The 12,675-nt window shown below is 37.7% G+C and carries 13 protein-coding genes and 1 tRNA gene; all 14 read left to right on the top strand.

The annotated features are described in order from the left end of the window. Nucleotides 1-186: 186 nt before the first annotated feature. Nucleotides 187-2,853: a DNA polymerase I gene (polA, locus tag ACOEN1_RS07825; protein WP_422486238.1), complete on the top strand. Its 2,667-nt coding sequence runs from the start codon at nucleotides 187-189 to the stop codon at nucleotides 2,851-2,853. Then, nucleotides 2,840-3,457 carry a dephospho-CoA kinase gene (gene coaE, locus ACOEN1_RS07830; protein ID WP_422486239.1) on the top strand — a complete coding sequence of 206 codons (618 nt, stop codon included), beginning with the start codon at nucleotides 2,840-2,842 and terminating at the stop codon, nucleotides 3,455-3,457. Before polA ends, coaE begins: the two co-directional genes overlap by 14 nt. A 9-nt stretch (nucleotides 3,458-3,466) precedes the next feature. Continuing rightward, complete coding sequence (locus ACOEN1_RS07835; protein WP_422486240.1) at nucleotides 3,467-4,090, top strand: lytic transglycosylase domain-containing protein; 624 nt, start codon at nucleotides 3,467-3,469, stop codon at nucleotides 4,088-4,090. 6 nt (nucleotides 4,091-4,096) lie between these two features. Then, nucleotides 4,097-5,743: an ABC transporter substrate-binding protein gene (locus ACOEN1_RS07840; protein ID WP_422486241.1), complete on the top strand. Its 1,647-nt coding sequence runs from the start codon at nucleotides 4,097-4,099 to the stop codon at nucleotides 5,741-5,743. An 87-nt stretch (nucleotides 5,744-5,830) separates the two neighbouring features. After that, nucleotides 5,831-5,917: transfer RNA gene (locus tag ACOEN1_RS07845), tRNA-Leu, on the top strand. A gap of 157 nt (nucleotides 5,918-6,074) precedes the next feature. Then, on the top strand, nucleotides 6,075-7,400 hold the full coding sequence (gene rsxC / locus ACOEN1_RS07850; RefSeq protein ID WP_422486242.1) for an electron transport complex subunit RsxC: 1,326 nt from the start codon (nucleotides 6,075-6,077) through the stop codon (nucleotides 7,398-7,400). A 16-nt stretch (nucleotides 7,401-7,416) separates the two neighbouring features. Then, entirely contained in the window at nucleotides 7,417-8,385 is a 969-nt protein-coding gene (locus ACOEN1_RS07855; RefSeq protein ID WP_422486243.1) for an RnfABCDGE type electron transport complex subunit D, read from the top strand. Continuing rightward, a complete protein-coding gene (locus ACOEN1_RS07860) occupies nucleotides 8,386-8,964 on the top strand; it encodes an RnfABCDGE type electron transport complex subunit G (protein WP_422486244.1) in 579 nt (192 codons plus the stop codon). Nucleotides 8,965-8,981: 17 nt separating this feature from the next. Then, on the top strand, nucleotides 8,982-9,581 hold the full coding sequence (gene rsxE / locus ACOEN1_RS07865; protein WP_422486245.1) for an electron transport complex subunit RsxE: 600 nt from the start codon (nucleotides 8,982-8,984) through the stop codon (nucleotides 9,579-9,581). 11 nt (nucleotides 9,582-9,592) lie between these two features. Then, a complete protein-coding gene (locus tag ACOEN1_RS07870) occupies nucleotides 9,593-10,171 on the top strand; it encodes an electron transport complex protein RnfA (RefSeq protein ID WP_422486327.1) in 579 nt (192 codons plus the stop codon). A gap of 12 nt (nucleotides 10,172-10,183) precedes the next feature. Further along, nucleotides 10,184-11,011 carry an RnfABCDGE type electron transport complex subunit B gene (locus ACOEN1_RS07875; protein ID WP_422486246.1) on the top strand — a complete coding sequence of 276 codons (828 nt, stop codon included), beginning with the start codon at nucleotides 10,184-10,186 and terminating at the stop codon, nucleotides 11,009-11,011. 105 nt (nucleotides 11,012-11,116) lie between these two features. After that, on the top strand, nucleotides 11,117-11,497 hold the full coding sequence (locus tag ACOEN1_RS07880) for a NusG domain II-containing protein (RefSeq protein WP_422486247.1): 381 nt from the start codon (nucleotides 11,117-11,119) through the stop codon (nucleotides 11,495-11,497). A gap of 12 nt (nucleotides 11,498-11,509) precedes the next feature. Further along, on the top strand, nucleotides 11,510-12,040 hold the full coding sequence (locus tag ACOEN1_RS07885) for a Gx transporter family protein (RefSeq protein ID WP_422486248.1): 531 nt from the start codon (nucleotides 11,510-11,512) through the stop codon (nucleotides 12,038-12,040). Further along, entirely contained in the window at nucleotides 12,037-12,615 is a 579-nt protein-coding gene (locus tag ACOEN1_RS07890; protein WP_422486249.1) for a Maf family protein, read from the top strand. The genes ACOEN1_RS07885 and ACOEN1_RS07890 overlap by 4 nt, the downstream gene beginning before the upstream one ends. Nucleotides 12,616-12,675 lie beyond the last annotated feature (60 nt).

Below are 12,675 nucleotides of genomic sequence, written 5' to 3' on the forward strand. Positions count from 1 at the left end.
GGTTTTTTCCTCAAAATTAATCATACCATACGGAGCTCTATTCTCATTTATTTTTCCTACAGTTATTTTACACTAACATTATCTCCTATTGGGAGGAATGTATTAGAATATTATTGCTGTCATTATGGATTCTGTGGCATCAATAATGTATACTAGGTATAGGACTATTGAAATTGGAGGCCACTTATGGATAAAAGAAAATTGATGATAATTGATGGAAGCTCACTTGTACACAGAGCTTTTTATGCACTACCTCTTCTGACAACAAAGGGAGGGGAATACACAAATGGAGTTTATGGATTTCTTACAATGTTTTACAGGATAAGAGAACAGGAGCAACCGGATTATATTTGTGTTGCATTCGATAGAAGAGGTCCAACCCTAAGACACAAGGATTATAGTGAGTATAAGGGAACCAGGGACAAGACACCAAGTGAACTTTCACAGCAATTCCCAATAATCAAGGAAGTACTTCATCACCTTGGAATCAAGACCGTTGATATGGATGATTATGAAGCTGATGATATTGCAGGAACCTTGGCAAGACTTGGTGAAGAAAGAGGTATGGATGTTCTTTTGGTTACCGGGGATAAGGATTACCTTCAACTTGCCAGTGACAAGTCAGATGTTCTTATAACAAAAAAAGGTATTTCTGAAATTGAAAGTTATAACAAATCAAGGATAGTTGAAGAGTATGGTATTGAACCGAAGCAGTTTATAGATGTTAAAGGACTGATGGGAGACAAGTCAGACAATATACCTGGCGTACCTGGTGTAGGCGAGAAGACGGCCCTAAAACTTGTCAAGGAGTTTAAAGATATTGAGGGTGTTTATGAAAACATTGATTCAGTCAGTGGAAAATTAAAGGAAAAGCTTGTGGAAAACAAGCAGATGGCCTTTTTAAGCAAGAAGCTTGGAGAGATAATAGTAAATGTCCCACTTGATTTTTCAATCGAGGACTTGTTTGTTGGCGAGGAAAATGTAGAACGTTTGAAAGAGATTTATGAAAATCTTGAATTTAAGAGTTTGCTTGGAAAGCTCGATATGGAAGATATTGAATCAAACAAGGAAATAATGAGCTATGAAATAGCTGTAATCAAAGACCCGGATGAGATTCACGCATTGGCTGAAGAATCAAGGGAAAAGGGCAAAATATCATTTAAGATACTGACAGAAGAAAACTATTTCAAGGAGAAACCTGTTTGTATTGGCGTTAAGCCTGAAGGTTCGAAAAGTCGACTTATCTTTTTCAAGGACATTGATAAAGAGGGTATGGAATTATTAAAAGGAATATTTGAAGATCAAATAATAGAAAAATCAGGTCTGGATTCAAAATCTGATCTGCTTAAGACAATACAGATGGGCTGGGATTTCAAAGGTCTTCATTTTGATGCATCCATCGGTGAATATATAATAAATCCAAGTCAGAGTAATTTATCAGTAAACAAATTATCAGAGGAATACTTTAAGGAATCAGGACCAGATATTGAAGGTGAGCTTGGAAAAGGAAAAAATAGAAAAAAAGTGAGAGAATTGGAGAGCTCATTTATTGAAACCTACATGTCCTTTGTTTTGGAGACTATTGAAAAGCTTGATTCCAAAATACTGGAAATAATTCACGAAAGAAACATGGATGAGCTATTCAATGAAATAGAGATGCCTCTGGTTGAGGTACTGGCATATATGGAATATTATGGAGTCAAAGTCGATAAAGAAGAGCTGGATAAACTCGGCAAGGTTTTTGATTCTGAAATCAAGGAACTATTAAGTGAAATATTTGAGCTTGCAGGAAGAGAATTTAATGTCAATTCGCCCAAGCAGATAGGGGAGGTTCTTTTCGAGGATCTTGGACTGCCTGTAATAAAGAAAACTAAAACCGGTTATTCAACAAACGCGGAAGTGTTGGATGAGCTTAGACATGAGCATGATATTGTTGAGAAAATCCTTAGGTACAGACAACTTGTAAAGTTGCAATCTACTTACATTGAAGGATTGCGGGGGATGATTGATGAAAATACCGGTAGGATTCATACAAGGTTTAATCAGACCGTCACATCAACTGGAAGAATTTCAAGTACAGAACCCAACCTGCAGAACATACCCATAAGATCTGAGGAAGGAAGGCTAATAAGAAAAGCATTTATATCACAGGCTCCGGATTTTGTATTTTTGGATGGAGATTATTCGCAGATTGAACTAAGACTGCTTGCTCATATTTCATCCGATCCAAAGATGATGGATGCATTTATCAATAATGAGGATATTCATACCAAGACAGCTGCAGAAGTATTTGGTTATTCCAAGGATGAGGTTACATCAGACCTGAGGTACAAGGCAAAGGCAATAAACTTTAGTATAATATATGGAATATCTGATTTCAGCCTTTCTAAAGATATCGGTATAAGTAGAAAGGAAGCAAGGAAATACATTGATAATTACTTTGACAACTACAGCAGGGTCAAGTTGTATATGGATGATGCCGTAGCCAAGGGCAAAGAAAACGGATATGTCGAGACACTTCTTAATCGTAGAAGATATGTACCTGAACTTGCTTCAAGAAATTACAATATAAGATCCTTTGGAGAAAGGGTAGCCATGAACATGCCTATTCAAGGAAGTGCTGCTGACATTATAAAGATGGCTATGGTCAAAGTGTTTAAAAATCTAAGGGGAAACAACTTAAGATCCAGATTGATTTTGACAATACACGATGAATTAATAATTGAGGCTCACAAGGATGAAGCGGATTTGGTAAAGAAAATGATGAAGGAAACCATGGAAAATGCTGTTAAACTTAATGTGCCTTTGAAGGTTGACATACTGGAAGGTGAGAGTTGGTATGAAACAAAGTAAAACTAGAATAATTGGAATCACTGGAGGAATTGCGACAGGTAAATCTACAGTCAGTAATATGATTCTGGAAGAAGGCTTTAAACTTATTGATTCAGATGAGGCAGCAAGGGAAGTCGTTGAAAAGGATAGTGAAGGACTGGAAAGAATAGTTCGGGAATTTGGCAATGACATTATTGATAAGGACGGTACACTTGACAGAGAAAAGCTGGGTAATATAATATTCAATGACGAGGGTAAGAGAAATATTCTAAATAATATACTTCACCCTCTTATAAGGAAATCCATAATTGAAAAAATTGAGAAAGCTCGTGATTCTGAAAATGTAATTTTTGTTGATGTACCCTTGTTGTTTGAATCCAAGGATGAAATTGAAGAATCGGGACTTTTTTTCGATGAAATATGGTTGGTTTATTGTGACAAGGAAACTCAGATGAGGAGATTGATGGAGAGGGATGATTATAATCCTGAGCAGGCCATCTCCAGAATAGATGCTCAATTTGACATCGAAGAAAAGAAAAGACTGGCAGATAGGATTATTGACAACTCAGGAAGTATAGAACATTCGAGAGAGCAGGTTCTAGATTTTCTAGATGAATATAGATAGTGGTGAATTATGAAAAAAATATTTTCAGTTATATTAATGACAGCGCTGATATTGATTCTAACAATATCAGCAGTGGCAATGGCATATCCTTTCGTGTACAAGGATTCTGTCATGCAGTATTCGGAAGATTATAATCTTGACCCTATGCTTGTGATGGGTGTTATCAAGGCAGAAAGCAACTTTGATAAGGATGCGAGATCTTCTAAGGATGCAAGAGGATTAATGCAGATAGGTGAATCTACGGGTAAATGGGCAGCAGAAGTATTTGGGTTTGAGAATTATTCAGGCGATATGCTTTATGACCCTGATTTTAACATCAAGGTGGGAACATGGTATATTAGACAATTGCTGGATCAGTATGGGAGTGAAGAAGTAGCCTTAGCTGCCTATAATGCGGGAAGTGGTAATGTTTCTCATTGGCTTCTCAGTAATGATCACAGCAACGATGGAGTGACCCTTCATACAATTCCCTTCCCTGAAACTCGTGAATATGTCAGTCGTGTAGAAAAGAATAAAAAAGCATATGAATTTGTATATGGGAATACTTTTTACAGTTCCAACGATACTATGTTTGACAAGATATTACTGGATATAAGAAAGTCTATCACAAATATAATCAAAGGATTAAGGTAGAAAAAAATGAAGAAAGCAATGATCTTATTTACTATAGCAATAGTTTTATTTTCAATATCGGGTTGTTCATCTGAGCAGGATTCTATTGATATCGGAGAAATTGAAGAAGGCGTAGATTATTTTATCTTCGATAATGCTGGTATCAGCTTGCCCCTGACGAGTTTTAAGACTCTTAATCCTTTGTATATGGACAATCTGAGCTATTATCATTTAAGCAAGTTGATTTTTGAGGGTCTGTTTGAGTATGATCAGAACCTTCAACCTATTCCAAGACTCGCCAGTACATATACCATCAGCGAAGATGGAAAGACGGTGGAGGTATCTCTTAGACAAGATATATATTGGCACAATGGGGAAAAACTTCATGCAGATGATGTTGTCTTTACAATAGGAATAATGAAACAGGCTGGAGCAGATAGTTTTTATGGGAAAATTGTTAGAAATGGATCACTAACTGAAGATTTAAGCATCATCTCAGCCAGGGCATTGTCAGAGTCAAGAGTTGAAATCAGCTTCAAAGAGGCAACTGGTAATGTACTCGACATACTTACCTTTCCAATAATACCGGAGGCAAAAGGTGCTGACGCCTTGGTTATGGAGAATTACATCCCAATTGGGACAGGTCCTTATAAATTTGCAGAGCATATAAAATTCAAGGAAGTTCATTTGGAGTCAAATGAACAGTACAGAGATGGAGAACCACAAATTTCATACATAGTTGGGAAAATATATGACGATAGGGAATTAATACTTACGGCTTTTGAAACTGGAAAACTGCACATGGCACCAACTATAGGTGTGGATTGGGACAAATACGAGCACAATGAAAGAATTTCCATTTATGAATATGTTTCAGGTGACCATGAAATTCTCGCATTCAATCATATGACTGGATTATTTTCAATGGAAGGAGCAGATTCACTAAAGAAAGCCATTTTTTACGGTATAGACAGGCAATCCATAATAGATAAAGTGTATTTGCAGCATGGAACACAGGTGGACACACCTTTACACCCATCATCTTACCTTGCTTCCTTAAGTTCTGATAGATATGGATTCAATGTCGATAATGCAAGAGATTTGCTCGAATCCGCCGGGTTTGTCGATAGTGATAATGATGGGATACTTGAAGATTCTGAAGGCAATCCAATTGTATTGAGGATGCTCGTAAATCATTCATCTGATCTAAAAATGAAGACAGCTGAGATGCTAAAAACAAGTCTGAAAGAAATTGGATTATCGCTGCAGATTATACATCCATCAGGTGAAAGTTCAGAAGGGTTAGCTGAGGACATGACAAGGATTATTTTAGAAGGGGATTATGATATTTCTCTGCTTCATTGGGAGCAATCCACTATCCCCGCATTTAGGACATTCCTGGGTATGAACAGCATTTATAATTTTGCTCATTATTCTGATGAGAATCTAGAAGAGATTTTAAGTAGAATGGAGCTCGTTTGGGATGAAAACTCGAAAATTGAGACATACGAGGAGTTTCAACAATATTATGTAGAGACAATTCCATATGGTAGCCTTCTTTTTAGAAACAAAGCGCTGCTTGTGGATTCAGGGATATCAGGTGATCTCGAACCAACATACTATAATCTATATAATGGATTGGAGAATTGCTATCTGACAATGAGCACAAATTAGGATTGAAATTTGAGGAGAAAGATATTATAATGGATTAGTAACATTTCCAAGTAAACGGTCACCCGACTGTTTTATCCATTGTATTGTGCGAGTGTGCTGGAATCGGCAGACAGGCATGTTTGAGGGGCATGTGCCACACTTGGCGTATGGGTTCAAGTCCCATCACTCGCACCAAACCATTTTTCCAATCTCCCAAAGACTGCATATATATATACCCAGATTTATATACATTAATAATATTTAATGTTATAATATACCCATAAGTGCAATTTTTAGGTAAAAATTTATCGAGAATTGCTAAAATTATATCAAGTAAAGAGGTGGAATAAAAATGAACCAAGGTAAGTTGACTTTCAAAGGAGGCGTACATGTTCCTGAATTTAAGGAACTGGCAGAAAGCAAGCCGATAGAAGTTGCTGAAATCCCTCAATTTGCTTACATACCAATGCATCAACATATCGGTGCACCTTGCGAACCGGTTGTTAACGTTGGCGACAGAGTTACAATAGGACAAAAAATAGGGGAAACAGGAGCTTTTGTATCAGGTACCGTTCATGCCAGCATTGCTGGAACGGTAAAGGAAATCAAAATGATGTATACACCAACCGGTGCCAAATCAAAGTGTGTTGTAATCGAAAATGATGGCACTGATGAGATGCACGAGTCTGCTAAAGGAAGAAACCTGGATGAATTATCCCCACAAGATATTATTGGTCTTGTAAAAGATAATGGAATTACGGGAATGGGTGGTGCAAGCTTCCCGGCTCATGTTAAATTTTCTATTCCGGATGGCAAGAAAATTGACACTGTAATACTTAATGGTGCAGAATGTGAACCGTATTTGACTAGTGATCACAGAGTGATGTTGGAAAATGCTGAATCCATTGTATTTGGCCTTAAAGCAATAAAGAAAGCATTGGGCGTAGAAAAAGCTTACATAGGAATTGAAAATAATAAGATGGATGCAGTAGAGGCTATCAACAAAGCCATCAAGCCGGAAGACGGCATTGAGGTTGCTGTATTGAAGACAAAGTACCCACAAGGAGCAGAAAAGAGTATAATCTATGCAATAACTGGTCGAAGTGTAGGTACAGGAGCACTTCCACTTGAAGTTGGAGTTGTAGTTTCCAATGTAGCCACTGCCAAAGCTATTGCTGATGCAATCCAGCATGGGAAACCGTTATATGAGAGAGTTGTAACTGTAACAGGAAGAGGAATAGTTGAACCTAAAAACCTTTTAGTGAGAATCGGTACTCCTTTTTCAGAATTAATTAGACAAAGTGGTGGATTCAATGGGAAGCCTGGAAAAGTCATTTCAGGAGGACCAATGATGGGTATTGCTCAGTTTACACTTGATGTCCCCGTTATAAAAGGTTCTGGCGGAATACTTGTACTTCCAGAAGAGGATGTCAGGGAAGAAGAGGTATTACCTTGTATTAAGTGTGGGAAATGCATAGATGTATGTCCATCAGGATTACAGCCTCTGTTTATAAGTGCTTATGCATTAAAGAACGATGTAGAAAGAGCTGATAGCTATTCTGCAATGGCTTGTGTAGAGTGTGGAGCATGTTCATTTATTTGTCCTGCAAAGAGACCACTTTCTGAGTCGATCAGAAATATAAAAAAAGAAATCATTGCAAAACGAAAAAAATCATAGGTTAGGAGGAAGTCGAATGGATGGAAAAGTAATTGATTCGAAGAACAATGACACTGTCGTTCTGGATGATATGCTGATTGTATCCCTGTCACCGCATATCAGGTCTGATGAATCGGTGAAAAGAACCATGCTGGATGTAATAATTGCATTGGTTCCGGCAATGATCGGTAGTGTATATTTCTTTGGATTTGATGCTATAAGATTGCTGCTTGTAACTGTTATTGCAGCTTTAATATTTGAATATGGAATTCAAAAATTATTTAGAAAACCTGTTAGAATAATGGATATGAGTGCTATTGTCACCGGGATTTTACTGGCTTTGAATCTACCAGCGGGAGCTCCATGGTGGGTAGCTGTATTTGGAGCAGCTTTTGCAATCATAATCGTAAAGGAATTTTTTGGCGGAATAGGGCAGAACTTTATGAACCCGGCTCTTGGTGCAAGGGCAGCATTGGTTGCATCTTGGCCTGGAATAATGTCCTCATATGTAAATCCTGATGGAATAAGTGCAGCAACTCCACTAGGGATACTAAAATCAGGAGAAGGCAATTTACCTGCAATTCAAAGTATGATCTTCGGAGACATCGGTGGAGTAATCGGTGAAACATCAGCGATTTTGCTATTGATTGGTGGAGTATACTTGATTATCAGAAACGTTATTGACTGGAAAATCCCAGTGCTTTACATAGCTACCACAACTGTTGTATTGATGCTGCTTGGTGTTGACTCAAGTAACCTGATATTCCATGTATTTGGTGGAGGACTCATATTGGGAGCATTCTTCATGGCAACCGATTATGCTTCATCCCCTGTAACTCCCAAGGGAAAAATTATTTTTGCAATAGGTTGCGGTCTGCTGACAGCTCTGATAAGAGTTAAAGGTGGATTGCCTGAAGGCGTCAGCTATGCAATACTTATCATGAATGTGGCCACTCCATTAATCGAGAAGTTCACAAGACCTAAAGTTTTTGGGGAGGTAAAATAAATGAAAGATACTATTAAACTTGGATTAGTTTTATTATTGGTAACTTCAATAGCAGGAGGGATCCTTGCAGGAGTAAACTCCATAACGGGACCTGTAATCGCAGAAAGAGAAAAAATGGAAAGTCTAAGTGCCATACTGGAATTATTTCCTGATGCAGATGACTCTGTTGAGTATGATGAAGCTCAGGTTGCAGAAATTGCCTCAACTTATCCTTCTATCAGAGAAGTAACTGAAGTTCTGAGCGAGGGTGAGACTATTGGATATGCAATGTCAACCGTTACTGGTGGATATGCTGGCGACATCACAACTCTTGTTGGAGTTAATGCAGATGGTACACTTGCTGGTATAAAGGTGCTTGTAATGAGTGAGACTGCAGGACTTGGATCAAAAATAGTGGATGATCCGGGTTTTGCTGAATCCTTCGAAGGTAAAGGAGCAGGTGGAAATGTTACTGCTTCAGGAGAAGGAGCAGGAGATGACGAGGTTATGATGTTATCAGGTGCAACAGTCTCAACCAATGCTGTAGTAAAAGGTGTTAACGAAGCTTTGGATGCTTTCGCTAACAACCTTTCCAACTAGAAAGGGAGGTGTAGTCATTGAAAATCTCTACAATATTTAAACATGGAATTATCAAGGAGAATCCTGTTCTAGTACAGATGCTTGGTATGTGTTCAGTTCTGGCAATAACAAATACAGTTGAAAACAGTATCGGTATGTCAGCTGCTGTAATTGCAGTATTGATGCTTTCAAATATTGTTATTTCAATTATAAGAAAACTAATACCATCTAAAATAAGGATTCCAATTTTCATAGTAGTAATCGCAACATTCGTAACTATGGTTCAGATGTTTATGAATGCTTATGCACAGTCACTGTATCAATCACTGGGAATATTTATTCCGTTGATTGTAGTTAACTGTTTGATCCTTGCTAGAGCAGAATCATTCGCATCAAAAAATGGCGTGTTCATATCAGCCGTTGATGGTCTTGCAATGGGATTGGGATACTCAGTTGCAGTAATAGCGCTAGGGACAGTAAGAGAAATTCTTGGTTCAGGATCATTTCTTGGAATGAATCTGTTTGGAGAAAGTTTCCAGGCGGCGGCTGTATTTGTTAGTCCTGCGGGAGCGTTTATTCTTCTGGGTATAATAATTGGAATATTCAACGTTACAATAAAAAACAAGGCAATTAACTAAGAGAAGGGGGTATCAAGATGAGTATATTTGCTATTATGGTCTCAACTATATTAGTCAACAACTACGTATTCGCAAGATTCTTGGGAATATGTCCCTTCCTTGGTGTTTCCAGCAAGATGGAGACAGCAACTGGTATGGGACTTGCAGTTACTTTTGTAACTACATTTGCATCTATAATAACATACATTATTCAGAGGAATATTTTGGATAACCTTGGATTACAGTACTTACAGACAATAGTATTTATATTGGTCATAGCATCACTTGTGCAGTTTGTTGAACTTGCACTTAAGAAAATAAGTCCTGGTTTATACAGTGCAATGGGAGTATTTCTTCCCTTGATAACTACCAACTGTATGGTCCTAGGTGTTGCAATCCTTAATATTCAAGAAGGCTTTACATTGATACAGACAGTAACAAACGCAGTAGGTGCATCACTAGGTTTCTTCTTGGCGCTGATTTTGATTGCTGCCTTAAGAGAGAAGATGGATATAGCGGATATTCCTGAAGCGCTTGCAGGATTTCCAATAACACTGATTGCCGCTGGTTTAATGTCCATAGCCTTTACAGGCTTTGCTGGATTGATTTAGGAGGTGTGAGAGATGACAAATATAATTAATCCGGTTGTTGTTCTCGGCGGCTTGGGATTGCTTTTCGGAGTGCTGCTCTCAATTGCCTCAAAGGCTTTTGTAGTTGAAGTAGACCCTAAGGTTGAAGCGGTTTTGAATGCATTACCTGGTGCGAACTGTGGAGCATGCGGGTACCCGGGATGTGAAGGCTGTGCAATTGCAATAGCTGAAGGGAAAGCAGCAGTAACTGCCTGTACTATAGGTGGTCAGAAGGTTGCAGAGAATGTGGCAACCATAATGGGAGTAAATGCTGCAACAATGGAGAAGAAAGTTGCTGTTGTTCATTGCCAGGGAGATTGTGAAAAAGCGAAAGACAAATACATATATCATGGAATTCAGGATTGTAGAATTCAGGCAACATTGGCTGGAGGACAGAAAGAATGTTCATACGGATGTCTTGGATGTGGAACATGTTATGATGTTTGTCCATTCGATGCAATCAGAATGATAAATGGTATAGCAGTTATAAACAGAGATAAGTGTACTGCATGTAATAAATGTGTTGAAATATGTCCTGTTAAAATAATCGAAATGGTACCTTATGATAAAACGGCAGTAGTGAAATGTAAAAGCGAAGACCCAGGAAAACTTGTTAGAGGATACTGCTCAGTTGGTTGCATAGGGTGTAAAATTTGTGTTAAGAATTGTCCTACAGAAGCATTTAGCTTTGAGAACAATCTGGCCAGCATAAACTATGATAAGTGTATAGATTGTCTGCTTTGTATAGAGAAATGTCCAACAAATGCAATAGACAATTCATCGATAATAAGTGAAGATTTTGCAAAGGAATTCGCAAGCTAGAATAGAGCCCGATGGGCTCTATTTTTCCTTTTTGTAACTTGTAAATAAAAGTTACAAGTGATAAACTATAGTAGTGATATTGTGACCTTGAAAAGGATGATTGATTTGAAAAAAGGAGATAAAATTCTAATATTGTTCATAGTTATGCTAAGTTTTTTTTCCTTTGCTTATATCAACAGATATGCTTTTTCAGAGCAAGAGAAATATATCAGTGTACAAGTAGATGGAGAGGAAATCAAGAAGATACTTTACGATGAGCAATTGATTGGACATACCATACCGGTACAGACTGAATTTGGATACAATCTTATAGAAATTGGAGATGAACAGGTAAGGGTAATAGAGGCAGATTGTCCCGATAAGATAGATGTCAAACAAGGCTATATATCAAGAATTGGGGAAACAATTGTCTGTCTTCCAAATAAGTTGGTAATCGAGGTAAAAGGGGATTCCAGTGAAGATGATATTGATATAATGAATTATTAGAGTGGGGTAGACATGAGAAAAACAAATAAAATGATATTTATATCCCTTCTCGTTTCAGTGGGTCTTGCCCTAAGTGTTATTGAATCATCAATACCATTGCCCATAGCTATGCCAGGAGCAAGACTTGGACTTTCCAACATGGTTGTTCTTGTAACACTGGTTGTTTTTGGTTTCAAAGATGGCATTAAAGTTGCAATGTTGAAGAGCACTGTTCTGATGTTGGTGACGGGAAGCGTATCCAGTTTTATTTACAGTATTTCTGGAGCAATACTTAGTTGCATATTAATGTTCATTGCATACAGATATTTTTCGAAGGTATTCAGTTTAATTGGAGTAAGCATAATCGGAGCTGCTGCACATAATTTTGCACAGGTTTCTGTCGCCGTTCTGATGTTAAGCAACACAAGGATTTATTCTTATCTGCCATTTTTGCTGTTGGTAAGTCTATTTTCTGGATATTTTGTAGGATTGTCTTCAATTTATATAGTAGACAATCTTAAGAAGAATTTCAGGGTACTATTTTCAAGACAGGAGACAATATGAAAAGAATAATTTTGGCATCCGGATCACCCAGAAGAAAAGAGCTTCTGGAACAGTGCGGTGTTAGACCTGAAATAATAGCAAGTGATATAAACGAGTATGTTAGTTATAAAAATACTCCTGAAGAAACTGCAATGAGCCTTTCCTTTCAGAAAGCAATCGATGTTGCCAGTAAAGCTGGGGATGGAATTGTAATAGGAGCTGACACCTTAGTTGTTCTTGAGGATGAGATTCTGGGCAAGCCTTTGAATGATAAGGAGGCTTTTTCAATGCTCTTAAAACTTAGCGGTAAAAAGCATAGAGTCATTACCGGGTTTTCGATCATTGATCTAGCCGGACCTACCAAGATAGTAGAATACGAGTCTACAGATGTTTATTTCAGGGAATTAAGTGAAATAGAAATCTCAGACTACATTTCTACCGGGGAGTCTGATGACAAGGCAGGAGCTTATGGTATTCAAGGCAAGGGAGCACTACTTGTTGAGAAGATTGAAGGATGTTACTTCAATGTAATGGGGCTTCCCATATCAAGACTTAACAGCAGTCTTAAGTTGTTTTTTAATTTGAATCTGTTATAGTAATGTATGTGACAGTTTACCTTTAGTTAATTGCAATAATTCATATCTTGTGATAAAGGG

The sequence above is a fragment of the Gudongella sp. DL1XJH-153 genome (assembly GCF_049310905.1).
GTDB lineage: Bacteria > Bacillota > Clostridia > Tissierellales > Tissierellaceae > Gudongella.

What these genes read in the sequence shown, in the direction of transcription:
- polA (WP_422486238.1), top strand. Translation starts at nt 187, where the DNA reads ATGGATAAAAGAAAATTGATGATAATTGATGGAAGCTCACTTGTACAC.
- coaE (WP_422486239.1), top strand. Translation starts at nt 2,840, where the DNA reads ATGAAACAAAGTAAAACTAGAATAATTGGAATCACTGGAGGAATTGCG.
- ACOEN1_RS07835 (WP_422486240.1), top strand. Translation starts at nt 3,467, where the DNA reads ATGAAAAAAATATTTTCAGTTATATTAATGACAGCGCTGATATTGATT.
- ACOEN1_RS07840 (WP_422486241.1), top strand. Translation starts at nt 4,097, where the DNA reads ATGAAGAAAGCAATGATCTTATTTACTATAGCAATAGTTTTATTTTCA.
- rsxC (WP_422486242.1), top strand. Translation starts at nt 6,075, where the DNA reads ATGAACCAAGGTAAGTTGACTTTCAAAGGAGGCGTACATGTTCCTGAA.
- ACOEN1_RS07855 (WP_422486243.1), top strand. Translation starts at nt 7,417, where the DNA reads ATGGATGGAAAAGTAATTGATTCGAAGAACAATGACACTGTCGTTCTG.
- ACOEN1_RS07860 (WP_422486244.1), top strand. Translation starts at nt 8,386, where the DNA reads ATGAAAGATACTATTAAACTTGGATTAGTTTTATTATTGGTAACTTCA.
- ACOEN1_RS07875 (WP_422486246.1), top strand. Translation starts at nt 10,184, where the DNA reads ATGACAAATATAATTAATCCGGTTGTTGTTCTCGGCGGCTTGGGATTG.
- ACOEN1_RS07885 (WP_422486248.1), top strand. Translation starts at nt 11,510, where the DNA reads ATGAGAAAAACAAATAAAATGATATTTATATCCCTTCTCGTTTCAGTG.
- ACOEN1_RS07890 (WP_422486249.1), top strand. Translation starts at nt 12,037, where the DNA reads ATGAAAAGAATAATTTTGGCATCCGGATCACCCAGAAGAAAAGAGCTT.